17 protein-coding genes and 1 pseudogene are annotated in these 18,031 nt (G+C 70.3%); 5 read left to right on the forward strand and 13 right to left on the reverse strand.

The features are described 5' to 3' along the window. Both IEZ01_RS24995 and IEZ01_RS25000 read right to left on the reverse strand, forming a co-directional pair. The coding region (locus IEZ01_RS24995) for a transposase (RefSeq protein WP_229833209.1) at positions 1-373 on the reverse strand (373 nt) is incomplete at its 3' end. Between the two features lie 407 nt (positions 374-780). After that, complete coding sequence (locus IEZ01_RS25000; protein ID WP_189203881.1) at positions 781-1,461, reverse strand: DUF998 domain-containing protein; 681 nt, start codon at positions 1,459-1,461, stop codon at positions 781-783. A gap of 141 nt (positions 1,462-1,602) precedes the next feature. Here IEZ01_RS25000 and IEZ01_RS25005 point away from each other — a divergent pair, with 141 nt between their 5' ends. Together IEZ01_RS25005 and IEZ01_RS25010 are read left to right on the forward strand one after the other, a co-directional pair. After that, entirely contained in the window at positions 1,603-1,926 is a 324-nt protein-coding gene (locus tag IEZ01_RS25005) for a YciI family protein (RefSeq protein WP_019884187.1), read from the forward strand. 81 nt (positions 1,927-2,007) lie between these two features. Then, entirely contained in the window at positions 2,008-3,960 is a 1,953-nt protein-coding gene (locus tag IEZ01_RS25010) for a sigma-70 family RNA polymerase sigma factor (RefSeq protein ID WP_189203883.1), read from the forward strand. On the opposite strand, the gene IEZ01_RS25015 is transcribed toward IEZ01_RS25010, so the two are convergent. After that, positions 3,935-4,189, reverse strand: coding sequence for a type 2 periplasmic-binding domain-containing protein (locus tag IEZ01_RS25015; RefSeq protein ID WP_158685639.1), 255 nt, complete (start codon positions 4,187-4,189; stop codon positions 3,935-3,937). The genes IEZ01_RS25010 and IEZ01_RS25015 overlap by 26 nt on opposite strands. Before the next feature lie 256 nt (positions 4,190-4,445). Here IEZ01_RS25015 and IEZ01_RS25020 point away from each other — a divergent pair, with 256 nt between their 5' ends. The 3 genes from IEZ01_RS25020 (at position 4,446) to IEZ01_RS25025 (ending at position 7,701) form a co-directional block, all read left to right on the forward strand. Further along, the gene (locus IEZ01_RS25020) at positions 4,446-6,212 is read left to right on the forward strand and encodes an RICIN domain-containing protein (protein ID WP_189203885.1); all 1,767 of its coding nucleotides are present in this window, start codon (positions 4,446-4,448) and stop codon (positions 6,210-6,212) included. Positions 6,213-6,567: 355 nt separating this feature from the next. After that, positions 6,568-6,792 carry a hypothetical protein gene (locus tag IEZ01_RS35170; protein WP_229833211.1) on the forward strand — a complete coding sequence of 75 codons (225 nt, stop codon included), beginning with the start codon at positions 6,568-6,570 and terminating at the stop codon, positions 6,790-6,792. Positions 6,793-6,897: 105 nt separating this feature from the next. Beyond that, positions 6,898-7,701 (forward strand): ATP-binding cassette domain-containing protein, encoded by an 804-nt coding sequence (locus IEZ01_RS25025; protein ID WP_229833213.1) that lies wholly within the window; start codon positions 6,898-6,900, stop codon positions 7,699-7,701. Between the two features lie 137 nt (positions 7,702-7,838). Here IEZ01_RS25025 and IEZ01_RS25030 read toward each other — a convergent pair whose 3' ends face one another. From IEZ01_RS25030 to IEZ01_RS25075, 10 genes and pseudogenes are all read right to left on the reverse strand, one after another. Then, positions 7,839-9,410 carry a hypothetical protein gene (locus IEZ01_RS25030; protein WP_189203887.1) on the reverse strand — a complete coding sequence of 524 codons (1,572 nt, stop codon included), beginning with the start codon at positions 9,408-9,410 and terminating at the stop codon, positions 7,839-7,841. Positions 9,411-9,631: 221 nt separating this feature from the next. Then, the gene (locus IEZ01_RS25035) at positions 9,632-9,967 is read right to left on the reverse strand and encodes a hypothetical protein (protein ID WP_019884192.1); all 336 of its coding nucleotides are present in this window, start codon (positions 9,965-9,967) and stop codon (positions 9,632-9,634) included. A gap of 152 nt (positions 9,968-10,119) precedes the next feature. Continuing rightward, a complete protein-coding gene (locus IEZ01_RS25040; RefSeq protein WP_189203889.1) occupies positions 10,120-11,442 on the reverse strand; it encodes a zinc ribbon domain-containing protein in 1,323 nt (440 codons plus the stop codon). Beyond that, entirely contained in the window at positions 11,439-11,996 is a 558-nt protein-coding gene (locus IEZ01_RS25045) for a phage tail protein (protein ID WP_028797223.1), read from the reverse strand. The genes IEZ01_RS25040 and IEZ01_RS25045 overlap by 4 nt, the downstream gene beginning before the upstream one ends. Further along, entirely contained in the window at positions 11,993-13,951 is a 1,959-nt protein-coding gene (locus tag IEZ01_RS25050) for a putative baseplate assembly protein (RefSeq protein WP_189203891.1), read from the reverse strand. Before IEZ01_RS25050 ends, IEZ01_RS25045 begins: the two co-directional genes overlap by 4 nt. Continuing rightward, the gene (locus IEZ01_RS25055; protein ID WP_019884197.1) at positions 13,951-14,391 is read right to left on the reverse strand and encodes a GPW/gp25 family protein; all 441 of its coding nucleotides are present in this window, start codon (positions 14,389-14,391) and stop codon (positions 13,951-13,953) included. The genes IEZ01_RS25050 and IEZ01_RS25055 overlap by 1 nt, the downstream gene beginning before the upstream one ends. A gap of 61 nt (positions 14,392-14,452) precedes the next feature. Next, positions 14,453-16,357: a VgrG-related protein gene (locus IEZ01_RS25060; RefSeq protein ID WP_019884198.1), complete on the reverse strand. Its 1,905-nt coding sequence runs from the start codon at positions 16,355-16,357 to the stop codon at positions 14,453-14,455. Continuing rightward, positions 16,357-17,097 carry a CIS tube protein gene (locus tag IEZ01_RS25065; protein ID WP_019884199.1) on the reverse strand — a complete coding sequence of 247 codons (741 nt, stop codon included), beginning with the start codon at positions 17,095-17,097 and terminating at the stop codon, positions 16,357-16,359. Before IEZ01_RS25065 ends, IEZ01_RS25060 begins: the two co-directional genes overlap by 1 nt. Before the next feature lie 13 nt (positions 17,098-17,110). Then, a complete protein-coding gene (locus IEZ01_RS25070; protein WP_019884200.1) occupies positions 17,111-17,536 on the reverse strand; it encodes a phage tail protein in 426 nt (141 codons plus the stop codon). 52 nt (positions 17,537-17,588) lie between these two features. After that, positions 17,589-18,031 (reverse strand): annotated as a pseudogene (locus tag IEZ01_RS25075) (hypothetical protein); the annotation flags it as partial.

Raw genomic sequence — 18,031 nt, forward strand, 5'->3', positions numbered from 1 at the left:
GGCGATGCCGAGGATGGTGCACAGCCGCTTCACGCCGTGGCGGCGCTGGTGGTCGGCGACGAACTGGAAGCGGTTCACCAGCGCGTCTCCCGGCGAAATACTTGGCAGCCTTCCGCAGGATCTCGCGTTCCTCCTCCAGCTCGCGGACCTTCTTGCGCAGAGCGGCGTTCTCCGCCTCCAGCGGTGTGGGCGGGTCGGCCGGCACCTCCGCCCGGCGTCCCCGGGGCCGACTCGCCCCGGCCGCCCGGACCCAGTTCCGCAACGTCTCCGGGTTGACCCCCAGATCAGCGGCGACCGACCTGATCGTCGCTCCAGGCCGCGACTCGTACAACGCGACCGCGTCCGCCTTGAACTCCGGCGGATAGTGCTTCATGACCACGGGACATCCGTTCTCCTGGACTCAAGATCCAAGTGTCTCGAGTGTCCAAGATCCGGGGGCAAGGCCCGTGGGGAGACCCTGAGCAGGGGGTGGGGATTTTCAAGGCTCTGACCGCAGTTCCGTGAAGCCGTCGGATAGCGACAGCGGGATCTGGCCCATCGCCGTCACCGCGGCCGTCGTCGCACTCGAATGAGGCTTTGACGGGAGGTGCGGGGGGGAAGAGCGGCGGCGTACAAGGCGGCTGCCAGCCTGCTGTCGACATCCGTGGTCGTGTCCCACGTGTTGGTCAGGCGCTGCATGGCGGAGCCCCCGGCAGGGCGGGACCGGGGACTGCCTGGCGGGTCGGTCCGGTGGCCCGTCGAATGAGGCTTTGACGGGAGGTGCGGGAGGCGGGGTGAGGCTCAGTGGTTGCGGCGGTACCTGTTGGCGATCACGGAGATCGTGAGCATCGCGGTGATGGCACCGACGGCCAGCGTCAGGGTGCCGGCCTTGCCGCCGCTCATCGCCCAGCCGTTGCCGAGCAGGAGGGTGGTGCCGGCGACGCGAGAGGCGATGGCGTAACCGCGGTGACCGAGGTTGCCGAAGTGACGGCCCAGCACGTAGCAGGCGGCGATCAGCGAGGTGAAGGTGACCGATCCTGCGGCGAAGTGGGCGTAGCTGTGCCAGGTGAGGGTGGCGGCCTGATCGTCGGGGGCGCCTGCGGGGAAGCCGTCGACCGGGTCCATCACGAAGAGCCCTGCGGCGATCATGCCGATGCCGCTGATCCGCACCAGCCGAGGGGCCCAGGTGCTCCCGGGGGTGCCGTGAAGGGTCCTGCGCAGCCCGGTCGCGCCGATGGCGAGCAGCAGCCCGGCGACGACGAAGTTGGCGATCTGAAGCCAGCCGAGCGAGCCGTTGCTCAACGCGCTCAGCGGGTGGCGGGTGATGTCGAAGCCGTCGCGGCCGGCGGCCTGGATCAGCGAGACGGCCGCCCACAGCGGAGACGCTACGACCGCGCAGGTCAGCAAGGAGCGGGTGGTGGTACCGGCCCGGGTGCCGGTCGCGGCGGTGGCGGTGGCGGTGGCGGGATTCTGGATGGTCATGGCGTGTGCCTCTCGGGTTCGTCGTGGGTGCTTCTGCCTACACGTCGATCCGGCGATGTGACAGGGAACGGATGCGTTCCCTGTCACATGTCCTTGTTCGACGTGTAAGCAGAAGCACCGCACGACGAGATGAGGGAACCCATGCGCTACCTGATGACGACCCGGCCTTCCGACACCGCTCCCGATGAGAAGCTGTACGCCGAAATGGGCAAGTTCATCGAGGAGTTGACGGCGGCCGGTGTGCTGCTGGCCACCGGCGGCCTGGAGCCGGGCGGCGTCCTGGTGAGGTCTGCCGGCGACGAGATCACGGTGACGGACGGGCCGTTCACTGAGGCCAAGGAGGCCGTGGCCGGCTTCGCACTGGTAGAGGTCCGTTCGAAGGAGGAGGCGATCGAGATGGCCCGCCGCTTCCGCAGGATCGTCGGTGACGGCGAGAGCGTGGTCCAGCAGGTCTTCGGTCCCTGAGCCGTCGGCAGTACGGACCTACGGCGAAGTGCATGTGCCCCGCCTTGCGAGCGAGCCGGGGCACATGCTGTCATCGTGCCCGTGCTGGACACCCATCGCACGGTGACTGCGGTCTGGAAGCTCGAATCGGCCAAGATCATCGCAGCGCTCATGCGGATGGTGCATGACGTCGGCCTCGCCGAGGAGCTGGCCCAGGATGCGCTCGTCGCCGCACTCGAGCAGTGGCCGAGCACAGGCGTCCCGGACAACCCCGGCGCCTGGCTCACGACCACCGCCAAGCGGCGGGCCGTCGACCACATCCGTCGCTCCCAGCGGCTGACGCACAAGCAGGAGCAGCTCGCCCACGGGCTGGAACAGCAGCAGGCCCCCGAGAATGACGACGTCCTGCGGCTGATGCTCATCTCCTGCCACCCCGTGCTGGCGACCGAGGCCCGAACAGCAATGACACTTCGGCTGCTCGGCGGTCTGACAGCCGAGGAGATCGCGCGGGCCTTCCTCGTCACCGCGACGGTGATCACCCAGCGCATCGCCGAAGCCAAGCGCACGCTGGCCGAAGAGGGCGTCCCGTTCGACCTGCCGGACGGCACAGAACTGGCCGAACGCCTCTCGTCCGTGCTGGAGGTCATCTACCTGATCTTCAACGAAGGCTACTCGGCGACCTCCGGCGACGATCTGATGCGGCCCGGGCTCTGCCTCGAAGCACTGCGACTGGGCCGGCTGCTGGCCGAACTGGCACCCCAGGAAGCCGAGGCGCACGCGCTGGTCGCGCTGATGGAGATTCAGGCTTCCCGCTCGGCCGCGCGCATCGGCCCGTCGGGCGAGCCGGTCCAGTTGCACGAGCAGAATCGGGGACGCTGGGACCAGTTGCTCATCCGCCGCGGCTTCGCCGCGATGCTGCGGGCACGGGAAGCCGGCGGCCCACCCGGCCCGTACCTGCTGCAGGCCGCCATAGCCGTGTGCCATGCGCAGGCCCCTACCGCCGAGGACACCGACTGGGCCCAGATAGCGGCCCTGTACGGGGCGTTGGTGCAGCTCGTGCCGACGCCGATCGTCCGGCTCAACCGCGCGGTGGCGCACGGAATGGCGTACGGGCCGCAGGACGGCCTCGAACTGGTCGATTCCCTGACCACCGATCCCACGCTGCGCGACTACCACCTCCTCCCCAGCGTCAGGGGAGATCTACTGGCCCGCCTGGGCCGGCACCAGGAAGCGCGGTTGGAGTTCCACCGGGCGGCGTCCCTGACCAGGAACGCCGCCGAGCGCGCCTTTCTGCACCGACGCGCGGATGAGATCGAAGTCACCAGCCCGTCCGGACCCACACTCGGGCGGGCCGCCCGGGATTTCCTGAACCGCGACGATTTGGAGGCGGCCACGATCCACTCGTACGGACAGACCCTCCGGCGCCTGTGCCTGGCTCTCGGCGACGAGCTGCCGCTGGCCTCCCTGACGGCCGACCAGGTGGAGCGGGTGTTCGCGACCACGTGGGGCGAGACAGCGGCCAGGACGTGGAACCGGCACCGCTCGACCGTCCGTTCCTTCTGTGCGTGGGCGTCCCTCAGCGACCTCGCGGACGGGCTGGACCGCCGCGCCGAGACCCGCACCCGGGCACCGGTGCCGGCCCCCGCGCAGCTCGACGCGCTCTGGAGCCGCCCAGACCTGCCGCTGCGCGAACGCACCCTGTGGCGGCTGCTGCACGAGTCGACGGCCGGGGTGAAGGCCGTACTGTCCCTGAACATCGAGGACTTGGACCTGGACGAGCGCCGGGCCCGCACGGGCCGTACCTGGGTGACCTGGCGCTCCGAGACCGCCCGGCTCCTGCCCCAGCTGCTGGCCGGTCGGACCCGCGGTCCGGTGTTCGTCTCCGACCGGCGACCCGGCCCCGCCCGAACACCCGCACCGGCCGATCTGTGCCCGGACACAGGCCGCCGCCGGCTCTCCTACGAGCGGGCCGAGTACCTCTTCAAAGAGACCACCAAGCTCCTGGATCCCGCAGCCAACGGCTACACCCTCAGCAGGCTGAAATCCCTCCCATGACCCCCTGGCCGCATGGTCGGCGCGCCGGGATTCCTCGTGCCGACGACAGACGGGGCCGGAGTCGGAGTTGCATGGTGCCGAGCTCGCGGACGATGCCGACGAACGCGCGGACGAGCTCGTTGTCCGAGTCGGACCGCCAGACCAGACCCCAGCGCAGCGGCGGCGCGTCGTGCAGGTGCAGATAGGTGACGTCGGGCCGCACGTGGAGGCGGGTGACCTGCAAGTCCACCGAGACCTCCAAACCGGCTGGAACTGGTTGCTCCTGCGGGCGCCCAGGAGTTACGGGACAGCCGCTAGGGGGCGGCATCACGCTGGACGGCAGAACCCGCCCCTGACAGCCCATCACCCGAGAAGAGCACCTCTTGAGGTCCGCACAGTGACGGTTCACCGGTCGGGCGATCCGGAGCCGTCTGACTCCAGAGGGACCACTACGCAGCTTGAGACGGGCCGTGGGCTGCATTTTGATTCTTACTACTATCCGGTTCATGATTCTTAAGTTGAAGGGCCGTATCGGCAGACGGGTCGCAGCGGTGCTCGTCGCCGTGTCGTCGCTGGCGACGTTGACCGCCGGCACCCAGCAGGCGGTGGCCGCGCCAGAGCCACCGCCGATCCATGACTCGGGCAAGATCTTCCAGGTCAAGACGGCCCAAGAGGTTGCCAAGTTCAAGCTGTACCCGCGCGAGATGCGAGACATGGACGCGGGTGTGAACATACGTAAGCTGATCGAGGCTGCTGAGGCGACGGGCAAGGTGCGGCCGGTCTCTGCGCTGAGCGTCACCCAGGAGCCGGCGCCGTACGGCCTGACAGGCCGGTCGCTGTGCCATACCACTGGAATCAACGGTACGTTCAAGTACAACGGCTTCTGTTGGAACGAGGACGATGACAAGACCAGCGCCTATAAGGGTGGCTGGCACAACCAGGGTTTCACGGCGTCGCATGATGCGTACGAGAGCGGTACGGTCGACGGCAGCCACCTGTATATGGCGACTTGGTACTACGGCCTTTCAGGTGCCGACCGGAACAAGCTGGCCCGGATTTCCATCCTGAAGTCGACCGGCACCTCCTGGCAGTACGGGCACGTGATGCTGGTCCGGCCCACCGGAACCTTGGAAAAGCCTAGTTACGCGCCGGTCACAGACGTCCACGCCGATGGGATGGTCTGGTATGGAAACCGTCTGTTCGTTGCCAATGGCGGCGAGTTGCAGGTGTACGACCTTAACCACCTCTGGCGGGTCAATTCACCCCAGGACAACAATCTCGACAGGCCTGGCCTGGAGGGGAACGTCTCCCGTGGCTACGGTCACCAATGGGTCCTGCCCATGGTAGACCGCTATTCCAACCGCCTCAAGAAGGATCAGGATGAGGCCTCGAACAAGAGCAACATGTTCTGCAGCACCGACACGTGCCTGAGTGCCCTGAGCCTGGACCGCAGTGTCAACCCCCCGCAGCTGCTCTCCAGCCGCTGGGGAGACAGCTTCCGCACGGACCCGCTCGAGGTCGTCCGCTGGCCACTCAACAAGATCACGGAGGACAGCACCGCAACGGTCTACGCAGATGCGGCCTACACCGCCCCTCTTCACCAGATCCAGGGGGTAGCCACGGACGGCGAGTACTACTACATGGCCGCCCAGTGCGACACCGGCTATATGGGCGACCCCCAGACCGCAGACGGATACTCCTGCATCTGGCAGGCCAAGCCCAACGGCCCCGTCTCCATCCTCACCCGGGCGCCGAGTCTTACCCAGAACCTGTCCTACTCACGTGGATCGGGCCGCCTGTGGGGCATGAACGAAGTCGAGCAGCATCGCGTCGTGTTCTCGCTTCGCCCCCGGGAAGCCGACAACTACCAGTACCTCCACAACGATTTCAGCCGCATGTGCGCTGGAGCCGGCAGCAAGCTCGAAAACAGCACTCCAGTCATCCAGTGGGACTGCAATAACGCACAGGATGAACGCTGGCTGTTTGAGGACACCAAGGACAACAACGGCAACCCTGCCTACTTCATCCGCAATATCTACTCCGGCAAATGTATGGGGACCGGCAACAGCCTCGCCAACGGCGCTGGCATGATCCAGTACACCTGCAACGGCGCCGTTGACGAAAAGTGGTGGTACAACGAGGCCACCCACGAACTCCGGAATGTCTACTCGGGCAAATGCCTGGGCCTGGGTGCCGACCAGAAGAAGGGCACCCAGCTCATCCAGTGGACCTGCAATGGTGCCAACGATGAGCGCTGGACGAAGTCGAGATAAGCAGGGAGGAGGCGGAGTCGGAGTGCCCGACCTGCCAGGCGGTATCCACCCCGGCGCCCTCTACAGCACCGAGCAGAAGGACGACTGCCAGAAGTGACTCACAGGCGATGCCCCGCACCGATCCGGTGCGGGGCATCGCCATAGCACTCGCCGACCACTGGTCTTACCAGGGTCCTAAGGGCTGTCCCGTAACTCCTGGGCGCCCACAGGAGCGACCATTCATGTCGTCGGTGGCGTGAGCAGCTGCGGGGCGTGCTACCGCTCCGGCGAGTGCTGAGAAGGGCAGACCGTCAACGGCTTCCACGGCCTGTCCCGGTTCGAGGACCCGCACCATCTCGACCGCAATCTGATCACCTTGCTGAGCCTGCTCGCCACGCTGTTCGTGCTCAGTCCCGCGATGGCCGTGCTGGTGCTGTCTGCGGCGGTGGCGGGCGGGGGTCTGGTGTGGGCCGTGCACGCGGCGACGGCGGGCCGGCTGACCGCGGGCGACGTGACGGCGTTCGTCGCCGCCGTCGCCGGGGTGCAGGTGGCGCTGCTCGGGCTGGTCGGGGGCTGGCCCAGGCGCACGAGGCGCTGCTGATGTTCTCGTACCACGTCGCCGTGACCGAACTGCCCGACGACCTCGCCCTGCCGCGGGCGCTGACGACGTGAGGGCCCACGGAACCTTCCGGCGCTGCGGCGCGGTGTGGAGCTGCGGGACGTGTGGTTCCGCTACGACGAGCGGCAGCCGTGGGTGCTGAAGGGGGTGGATCTCTTCATCCCCTTCGGGCGGTCGCTCGCGCTCGTCGGACTGAACGGCGCGGGCAAGAGCACCCTGATCAAGCTGCTGTGCCGGTTCTACGACCCGGTGCGCGGCTCGGTCCACTGGGACGGGACCGACCTGCGGGACGTGCCGCCTCCAGAGCTACGGGCCCGGATGGCGGTCCTCTTCCAGGACTTCATGAGCTCCGACCTCACCGCCCGCGAGAACATCGGCGTCGGCGCACTGGAGCTGCTGGGCGACGACGACGAGATCCGCCGGGCCGCCGGGCTCGCGGGGGCGCACGAGCTGGTCACGGCCCTGCCGCGAGGGTACGACACCCTGCTCAGCCGAATCTTCTTCGCCGACGGGGAGGGCGGGGAGGACGACCCGGCGGCGGGTACGACGCTCTCGGGCGGGCAGTGGCAGCGGCTCGCGCTGGCCCGGGCGCTGCTGCGGCAGAGCAGGGATCTGCTGGGCCTGGACGAGCCGAGCGCGGGTCTGGACGCGCAGGCCGAGTACGAGGTGCACGCCCGGCTGCGGGCCCATCGGGCGGGGCGTATGAGCCTGCTGGTGTCGCACCGGCTCAGCGCGGTACGGGAGGCCGATGTGATCGTCATGCTTGACGGGGGACGGATCACCGAACAGGGCACCCATGACGAGCTGATGGCAGCCGGCGGCGCGTACGAGCGGCTGTTCACCGTGCAGGCGCGGGGCTACCTTCCGCAGCCCGCGGCGGCCGAGTCATGAATGAGCGGGGTCGCGAAGAACCGAGCCGTGAAGAACCGAGTCGTGAAAGGCGTCCGGACGCCGGCGCCGGCCAGGGGGCCGGCGCCGGCGTCCTGGACGGATCGGCGCAGTGGCGGTTCAGCGCTTGCGCGGCACCGTCACGGCTGGGCCTGGAGCCAGTCGAGCTTGTAGCCGTACAGCACGCGCTCGCAGAGCGCGGTGCACGACTCCCCCGCCAGGTCCTTCGCGGTCTTCGAGTGCTCGGAGACCGACCACAGCCGGCCCTTGCCGCGCTCGATGTAGAGGTCCTCGGGCCCGGTGGCGGTCTTCACCGGGTTGGTACGGGCCACCAGCTTGCCGTCGGTACGCGTGGCCCGCCACAGGTTGCCGTTGACGCCCGGGCCCGTGCTCTGGTTGAAGTAGTAGTCGCCGTTGTGGGCGGCGAACCCCTGGATGCCCTCCTTGGGCAGGTAGTTGGCCCACCCCTCGGCGGCCACCTCTCCGCTGCGGGCCTCCAGCGCGGCGACCGGGTAGGAGCTGACGCGGCCGGTGGAGAGATAACCGGCCTCCGGACGGCAGTACTCACCCATGATGAGCCGGTCGGGGACCGTGCTTCGGTCGAGGGAGAGGTAGGAGGCCTTCGGCGCGTTGGTGTCGGTGCAGGCGTAGGAACCCTTGGGGTTCTGCTGGGGCGCCTTGAAGGTCCAGGCGGCCACCTGCGGCATGACGTACCGGTAGCCGAAGCTGTACCAGACGTTGTTGTGCCGACCGATCTTCGTCTTGTCCTGGACGTTGGAGGTGGTATTCACCCCGTCCGTGTCCGCCCCCATCTTGTCGCGGGTGCTGGGGTCGCCGTCCGGGTCGAGGTCCATGATCTTGCGCATGTCGAAGACCCGGATGCCGTTGCGGGTGTCGGCGAGGTAGAGGTAGTTGCCGTACCAGACCATGCCGCCCGCGTGGACGCCCTTCTGGAGGGTCGACTCCTTGGCGTGCACGGCGTCGTACGAGATGTGGTCGGCGCTGTTCTCGTACGCCCATGCCAGCAGGACGTGCCGGTACTTGATCTCCGGGCGGCTGGTGGCCGGGTTGATCCGGCTCTGGGAGAAGGTGACCCGCACGCCCTTCTGGTTGCAGGCGTCCTCCTTGGCCAGCTCCTCCTCGTTGCAGTCGCCCACGCCGTTGTCGTTGCTGTCCCGGCCAGGGTCCCAGCCGTCGTAAGAGCCGAAGAGGACGATGTTCTCGGCCTCGCCCCACTTCTCGTTGTCCATGGCGTCGGAGACCCCGGTGATGGCCTGGGGGATCCACTCCCTGGAGATGGAGTCGTCGTTCTGGAGGCAGTACTTGATCTCCGGGTCCGGGGCGGAACCGAAGGGATCGCGCTCGGCGCACCAGGGAGCCATGTCCCGGTTGGCGGCGGCGAGGAGGTTCTGCACGCCCTGCTTCGGCAGGACCGCGTCGAGCCGGGCGACGCGTCGGCTGGTCTCGGCGTTCATGGCGCCGGCCGCCAGTGTGAAGCCGGCGGAGGAGGCCGGGCCGCCGGGCCCGGACCAGGCCTGAGCGCCGACGGTGGGCGCCGGGGCGTCCTGCGCCCTGGGCTCCTGGATCGTGGAGTCGGTCGCGCTCGGCGGGGTGGGCTCCTCGGCCTGGGCGGGTGTCGTGAGTCCGGTGAGTGTGAGCGTGGCCGCCGTACAGGCGGTGAGCCACGCGCGGCGTATTCGACTACGGGACAAGGGTGTTCCCCTCCGTTGCATCTGCTACATGCGAATCGAACGGAGGGTTTCAGAACGTCAGTGCGAAGCGCAAGATCGCGCCGTTGGCCACATCGATGGCCGGGGCACGAAAATTGCCGGTGTGACGAGAAAAAGGGGGATCTCCGGGCGCTGCGGCAATGACAGAAGGCAGCACCCGACCCGGACCCGGATCGGACGCTGCCTCCGTGGAAACGAGAACGTCAGGCCGTGGCGCCGTCCAGTTCCCACGCGTGGAGCTTGAACTCCCGGCGGAAGTCGGGGTGGTCCTCCCAGTTCCGGGCGACACCCCGCAGGACGTCCCAGTTGTGCGCCAGCGCGTGGTCGATGGCCTCACGCAGCGCCGGCTCGGCCGCCTCACGCTGCTCGGCGAGCCCCCGGACGGCCGCGGCGGCCTTGACGGTGTTGAGCAGGGCGCGCAGGGCACGCGAGGTGTCGTCCATGCCGAAGCCGTGCTCGCTGCCGGTCTCGGCGTCGAACAGCGGCCGCAGCCGGTCCTCGACGAACGCGTTGATCCGCTCGAAGTTCTGGACGTCCACCGGTTCTCCATCTCCTGCCGCCCGGCGCCCGGGCACGGCACCTGAAGGTTTCGCTCTGGCCAGTGATTATCGCCGGTCGTGATCCGGCCGTGAGCGGCGCGGTGCCGTCCGGGACGGAGCACACGGACGGCTGAGGTCCATGCCGTCCATGCCTACGACCGGTTGTTCGACGGGCCGAAGAACTCGACCTCGGCGATGGCGACCTGCTTGTCGGCGGCGGCTCCGTAGGCCGAGCGCAGGACGAACCGTACGGCGGTGACCTCGCCCACCCGGAACGCGCGGCGCTGGCCGCCGGCGCCCTGGTCGAGGGTGAGGACATGGGTGACGGTCTTGCCTTCGGCGGTCGTGACCACGGCCTCCACGCGGTGCGGCAGGGCCGAGCGGGAGAGCTGGTCGGGGCGCGTGGAGACGCCGGGGGTGATCACGAGGTCCAGGAGGCGGGTGGGGCGGTCGAAGCGGGCTTCGATCCATTCGCCGTCTCCGGACTGGGCCACCCCCGGCCCCCACCAGGTGTTGTTCAGCTTGTCGAAGGCGAGTTGCGGCGCCTGGCCGGGGAAGGACCGCGAGGCCTTGATGCTGTCGGGTCCGACCGGGGCCCGCTTGGCGAAGTGGTCCCGGACCGCGTTCACGGCCCGTTCCGTGTTCAGTCCGGCGGTGATCAGCAGGGCCAGCACCAGCACGCCCACCACCACGTTCGCCACCCGGCCGAAGCCGCGCCGCAGCCTCGGCCGGTCGCCGGCCCAGGGTGTCTCTCCCGTGCCGGGCCCGAACAGTCGCCGCCACCACGGCCGGTGGGGCCGTCCCAGCGCCTCGGGGGCCCGGGACATCGGCATGGCGCAGCGTCCGCAGAAGTGCCGGTCGGGCCGGTTGGGCGTGGCGCACCACGGGCAGGGCACGCCGCCCTCGGTGCCCGCCTCCTGGCCCGGGGCCCGTACGCGCGGGCGGCTCGCGACCGGGCGGCCCGGCAGTACGGGCTCCACGGACGGCCGTTCGGCGGGCCGGGGTTCGGGCTCGGAGACCGGTACGAGCAGTGACCTGGCCCGGGCGACGGTGTCGTCAGGCGCGGCCTGGGGCACGGGCCGGGTGGGGGCGGTGTCGTCCGCATGGGCCGGTACGGGGGCGGGCTGCTCGCCGGGCGACGGCTCCGCGGGCGCGGGCGCCCCGGAGGCGGTGGACGCTTGCGGTGTCCCCGGCCGTTCCGGGGCCGGGGCGGAGGTGGCGGGGGCCGGGGCGGTGCTGGTGCCGGTGGCCGTGCTCGGCGGCACGGCGGCGTCACGTCCCGGCCGGGCCCCACCGGCGGCCGGTGCCGGGGCTGTGGGACGTCCGGACTCCGGGGCCGACGGGGCGGGCCGTTCCGGCGTCGCTTCGGACGTCCAGCCCAGCACCGCGCCGCAGGAGTCGCAGAAGGACTGGCCGGGTTCCGCCCGGGTCCCGCACTCGCTGCAGTTCGCGGCCCCGGGGGTTCGCCTGGTCATCTCTCGGGGTTCCTTTCCAAGACGGTCACCTGGACCGTGTAGGGCATGTGGGCGGGGCGGGCGGCCGCCACGAGGCTGTCGAGCCGGTGCTCGTCCGCCGGGGTCGGATCGGGCAGCCGCAGGGTGACGTGGAGCCGCGGGCGGCGCTCGCCGGGGACAGGGCCGAGGGGGCGGGAGTGCCAGTCGGCGGCGCCGCTCTCGCTGATCTCCGGTTCCACCCCGAAGGCCAGCCGGATCGCCTCGGACAGGCCGCGGCGGGTGCCCCGGACCCGGTGCAGGTACGCGGCGGCGGCGACGGCCGCGCGCAGCCGCGCCTCCGGCTCCGTACCGTCCGTCTCGGCGCCGACCCAGCCGCCGAGCCACTGGGTGAAGTCGACCGGAGCCAGAGCTGGGGTGAAGTAGGCGTCCAGGCAGTCGAGGACGCCGAGGATCGGCGCGACGACCTCGTCGAGCCCGGCGACGAAGCGCTGCGCGAGGTCGTCGTCGGCGAAGACGGCCGGCAGCATCGCGCCGATCGGCGCGGAGGACCCCATTCCGTCGATCGAGCCTCTCACGCGCCGTCCCCGATCACACGGACCCGGTGGTCGAAGGAGAAGACCAGCGACGGTGCTTGGAGGTCGATACGGTCCGTCGCCTCGCCGCGCTTGCCGGTCAGCGGGTCGGCGGGGTGGAGGCGGACCTCGTCGACGAGTTCGACCCCGGGGACGCGCTGGAGCACGGCGAAGACCTCGCCGGACTGGACCGGGCGGCCGAAGGGCCACCCCTTGCCGTCGGCGCCGCCGGTGAGCGGGTCGAGGTGGCGGTAGAGCGCGTCGTGGGCCTGGCGGCGTACGCGATCGGTGTCGACGCCGCGGAAGGCGTGCACGGTGGCGACGACGGTGACGCCCTGGTAGAAGGGCGGACCGACCGCCAGCCGGGTCCCGATGAGGCGTCGTTCGTCGAGATGCCGGGTGATCCGGCTCAACAGCCCTTTGCCGGGCACGAGTTGCTCGAAGCGCAGTCGCCCGCCGGGGTCCGGCACCGCCTGCGGCACCACCAGGACCCGTACGGCATAGGCGCCGTGCTCGCCCTCCTCACCCTCCAAGCAGGTGATCCGGGCCGTCTCCGGAGCGGCCCGGCGGGCCAGCTCCTCGTAGTCGCGCAGCGTCACGGCCCGTTCCTGCGCCCGCAGGGTGATGGGGGCACGGACCTTGGCCTCCTCGACCGTCTCGCCGTCGACCCCGCCGCGCGCCGCCTCACGGTTGACGACCTCGGCCACGTACGGGACGGAGCTGCGCAGCACCTGCACGGCGCCGCGTGCGACGTTCCCGGCCCGGCCGCCGCCGGTTCGGTAGCGGCGCGCCCGGACGACGGCGCCCTTGGGCGGCGCCGCCCCGAACTGCCGCAGCGTGCCGTCGGGTTCCCGTACGGCGGGGCCGAAGACGATCTCGCCGGTGGCGGCGTCCAGGGTGATGTGGCGGTCGTGCGGGCCGGAGGCCGCGAAATGCGGGACGACCGTCCAGTCGACCCAGCCGTCGTGCTCGGCGGTCTGCAGGTGAAGCGGCGGGTCGTCAGCGACGACGGGCGCGTGGGCCAGCCGCAGCCGCTGGCCCGGCAGGCCCGTGGACTCGCCGAGGGCCTCGTCGTGGACCGTCTCGGCGTGTACGGCGCGCGTGGTGCCACCGATGGTGAAGGCCTCGGCTGACCGTACGGTCGGTGACGTGGTGTAGAAGGGCTGGCCGGACAGCGGTTCGGTGACCCGGCAGCGCAGCCAGCCGGCCTGCCGGCCTCCGGTACGGGAGACGGCGTGACCGCCCGGGACGTGGAGCACGACCTCGCCCGGCCGGTTGAGGCCGCCGGTGCCGTCCCGGTCGACCTCGCACTCCGCCCAGCCGTCCTCGGTCCACGCCTCCCACACCAGCGGCGGCTGCCGCGGGTCGACGCCGACGCCGTCCACCCGGCTGTCGAGTTCCAGCGCCACCGCGCAGTGCGGCACCGCGGCGCTGAGCCCGAACAGCAGGCAGTCACCGGCCCGCGGGGCCTCGGCGAAGCACCGCACGTCCTTGCCCTCGGCGAGGTCGGCCGTCCGGTCCTCGACTGCGGCACCGCTGTTCTGCACCACGACATGCGTCAACTCCGACGAGACGACGTCGAGTTGCCGCTCGGTGGCGAAGACGACGGCCTCCTCGCTCTCGGTGCGCAGCGTGGCGACCTCGGTGCCGGCCGGCAGGACCACCGGCTCCTCCTGGGGGGCGGAGAGCCAGAACGTGACGTCGGCGCGGGCCGCCGAGGGCGGGAAGAGCGAGATGCCGACGAGGTCGAGGAAGGCCAGATGGTTCTTCTCCGGCACGCGGTTGAGCCGGTAGACGATCTGGTCCGCCATGTGGGCGACGGTTTCCACGAGGGTGACGCCGGGGTCGGACACGTTGTGGTCGGTCCACTCGGGGGCGCGCTGCTGGATGTAGCGCTTGGCGTCGTCGACGAACTGCTGGAACCGGCGGTCGTCCAGGTTCGGGGAGGGCAGGGCCATCAGAGGTCGCTTTCCGGAAGGTTGCCCGGGTCGCCCGGGCCGGACTCACCGTGTGAGGGGATGACGTAGAAGGGGAAGACGAGGCTGCGGGGGTTGTTGGTGCCGCGGATCGAGTAGCGCACGTCGATGTAGAGGACGCCCTGCTCGACGCCGGCGGTCACCTCCACGTCGTTCACCTCGATCCGCGGCTCCCAGCGGTCGAGGCTCACGTACACCTCGTGCTGGATACGGCCCGCGGTGGCTTCGTTGACCGGGGCGAAGACCAGGTCGTGGATGGCGCAGCCGAATTCGGGGCGCATGGGCCGCTCACCCGGCGCGGTGGCCAGCACGAGCCGGATCGCCTCCTCGATCTCCCGCTCCCCGCTGACCAGGGCGATCGCTCCGGTGGGACCGATCCGCAGCGGGAACGCCCAGCCGGATCCGACGAACTGCTCGGCCATCAGCGGACCACTCTCCTTCCGGGTGTCTTTCCCGGTGTTCTCCCGGGTGTCCTTCCGGCCGTCACGGCAGCGGGTACGGCTTGTTGTTGACCAGCACCACGCCCTGCAGCAGGAGGGTCGCGGCCCGGATGCCGACGTTGGCGACCGAGTTGACCTGGACGGTCCCGCCCGCGCTGACCGTCGCGGCGCCGAGCGCCTTGAGGCTGAGCGCACCCATCGCGTCCACGTTGACCGCGCCGCCGAGCGACTTGAGGTTGACCAGGCCACGTCCCTCGATGCTGAGGGGCCCGCCGCTCTTGATGGTCAGGGCCCGCCGCGCGCTCAGGGTGAGGTCGGTACCGGCCTCGATCGACACCGAGCGGGAGCCGGTGATGCTGACGGACCCCTTGCTGTCCACGGTGATCTCGGTCTTGGTGCGGTCGAGGTTGATGGTGAGCCGGTCGTTGCCGGTGGCGATCCGTACGCCTTGCTTGCGGGCCCCGGTCTGCTGGCTCAGCAGGTCGACACGGTTGCCCTGCCGGTCGGACAGGGTGTGCCGGATCGCCTGCTTCTTCAGCCCGTCGTGCAGCGGCACGTCCTTGACGACGGTGGGCTGGTCCCGGCCGTTGTAGAGGCCGCCGATGACGAACGGATGGTCGAGGGCGCCGCGGTCGAAGGCGACGAGCACCTCGTCGCCGACGTCCAGCGGGAAGAGCCCGCCGCCGCCCTTTCCGCCCAGCTGGACGGTGCGCGTCCAGTCGCTGACGTACGTGTCGTCCAGCCACGGGAACTGAAGCTTCACCCGCCCCTGCTTGAGCGGGTCCTGTACGTCGGTGACCAGGGCGTTCGCCACGCTCGGCAGCCGGGGCGCGGTGGCCGTACCCCCGCCGGAGGTGAGCCCGAACAGCGAGCGCCACTGCCGGCCGCTGACGGTCACCCAGGTCACGTACTCGCTGTCGTCGCCGAAGACGTGCCGCGCCGAGGTGACGGTGTACTTGCCCTCGAACGGGGCGCCCACATCCCTGAGCGTGACCGGCACACCGGGGCGCAGCTTGGGGTTGCCGCGGACCGTGACCTCCAGTTCCGCGAAGGAGGAGGTGATGTCGTCGGCGAGGGCCTGGGCGGCGAAGCGGACCTCGGACTGGCGGTCGTAAGGGGTGTCTGTCTCGACCAGTTTGGCGGCCTTGAAGCGTGCCCCCGCCTTCTTGGGGGTGGTACCGATGGCGACGGCCGCGTTGGCCGAGGCGGGCGCGAGCGCCGTGAGCTTCCGCTTGGTCGTGACGTCCCAGCCGCGGGATTCGACCTTTCCGACCTGGTCGGCGGCGGTGACCGCGGCCCGGCAGCGCAGCACGTCCTGCCCCGCGTGCAACACGAACGGGCTCTTCGCGCCGTCGGTGCTGGCCGGGGGCGCGCCGGACGCCGGGTCGGGCGTGACGAACTGGAACATGCCCTTGCCGTCGAGCGACATCACCATCTCGTTCTCGTCGGCGAGCCGGGCGAGGAAGTCCCAGTCCGTCACATTGGCCTGGCTGACGAAGTCGTAGACGGTCTTGGTGGCCTGCACCTTGCCGACCGGAATGCCGCTCATGCCGGCCAGCTTGCGGGCGATGTCGGCCGCGGTCTGGTTGCGGTACGCGGCGACCCGGCGCTGCCGCATCAGCCGGTGCCCGGGGTCGTAGCCGCGGACGACGGTGAAGGTGCCGGTGCCGTCGTAGTCGGTCTCCATGCCGGTGACCTCGCCGGTGAGCAGCGGGGAACCGGCGCCCTGCCCGGCGGAGACGGAGGCCAGGACCACCTTCGTGCCGAACTGGATTTTCAGCTTGCCCAGGAGCAGGCCGTGCGGATCCCGGAAGGTGAGCCGGAAGGCGCCGGGCACCCCGGCCCCGAGGTCGACCCATGCGCCGACGAGGTCGTCGGCGAACTCGTCGGGGAGTTTGGCACCGTCCAGGGTGAGGTGGACGACGTTGGAGAACGAAGCCTGAACCATCAGAAGCCTCCGACCTCTTCGGCCGCGGGGAGCACCAGCTCCGCGCCGGTCCGCAGCCGCGACGGGTCGTCGATGCCGTTGGCCTCGGCGATCGCCCGCCAGGCGGTCGCGTCGCCGTACTCCCGCCAGGCCAGCGACTGAAGCGAGTCGCCCGCGACGACGCGGTGCACGCGCTGCGCGGTGAGCGCGCCCGACGTCGGGTTCTGCCCCGGGGTCTTGCTGGGGATCTCGTTCAGGTTCACCTGACAGGTGGCCCGGATCGGCACGCCGGTCGTCCCGAAGAGGGAGTAGGTGGCGTCCACGGAGGAGACGTACGCGGTGAAGCGGGCGGTGGAGAACGCCCCCCACTGGAAGACCACCCAGGGCGTGGACGGCTGCTTCGCGGCGATGCTCTTCGCGGTCACCTCGCAGCAGGAGAAGAGGGCCTCCACCTTCTTCAGGACCGAGTTTCCGCTGGGATCGTCCGAGGAGTCGAGGAAGATCTCCACGGTCATCTCACGCGGCTCCGGCCCCATGAACTCGGGCAGGGAGCCGTCGCGCACGGCGGCGGTGGGGGTGGTCTTCCACCGTGCGCGACGGCTCAGCGCGAGCTGAGAGGGGTTGAAGTCGAAACTGAAGTTCTTGATGAGCCCGCCGGGTGTGGTGCTGTGCCCGATCGGCGGCTCGTGGATGGCCAGCGTGGCCCGTACGAGACTCTTGCCCGCGCCACCCTTGCCGCCCTTGCCTGCCCTGCCTGCCATGTGCCGCGGCCCCTCAGTCCGTGAACCCGTGGTGCGTGATCTCCAGGACCTCGGTGGCGACCCCGGGGTTGGCCGGATCCAGTGACGGCCCCTGCCAGTTGACGGGCAGCACGTCGATGAGCCCCCAGCGGGCGACCTCGGACCCGTCCGCGCGCAGGGCGGCGATCTGGGCGGTCGGCCGGGTGACCCCGGTGGTGACGGAGGAGATCCAGGCGGCGACCTTGGCGGTGTCGGGGGTGAGGGGCCGGGTCAGCCGGATGGTGGAGAAGGTCACCCGGGACGGAAGCTGCCAGACGAACCCGTTGTTTCCGCCCTCTTGGTGCTGCTCGACCTCCACGGAGGAGGCGAGCCCCTCGCACCCGTTGAAGAATCCGAGGCTTTCGCCGTCGATGGTGAGGGTGAAGAAGATGGTGGATCCCGGGTCGAGATCGCTGGGCATCGGGTGCGCCTTTCTGGGGAGGGGGGTTGGGGTCGGGTGGGTGGTGGGCGCCTCAGTGGCGGGAGTCGCGGAGCCTGCCGATCCGCTCCCGGTCGAGCCGCAGCTCGGTCCGAAGCAGCCGGGTCAGCGGCCCGATGAGCCGGTGGGTCAGCTCGTCGACCTGAGCGCCGGTGAGGGCGCGGGCGTCGAAGTCGACGGGGGTGTAGGCGGGCGGGGGTTCGTTGGGGGCGGTAACGGGCGGGTGTGGGGAGTACGGCGGCGGGGGCTCCTGCTGGGGGGTGCGCTGGACGGTGGGGGGTGCGGCGGCGGTCGGCGAGATGGGGAGAGGTGCTGGGGGGTGGGGGGTGCGCTGGGGGGTGCGCTGGACGGTCGGGGATGCGGCGGCGGTCGGCGAGAGGACGGGCAGGGGGGTGGGTACGGGGGCGGCTGAGGCGGCAGGCTGCTGCGTCGGCACGGCGCCCGGCGCCGGTGGCGTCAGGCGCACCACCGGGCCAG

The sequence above is a fragment of the Streptomyces purpureus genome (assembly GCF_014648195.1).
Taxonomy (GTDB): domain Bacteria; phylum Actinomycetota; class Actinomycetes; order Streptomycetales; family Streptomycetaceae; genus Streptomyces; species Streptomyces purpureus.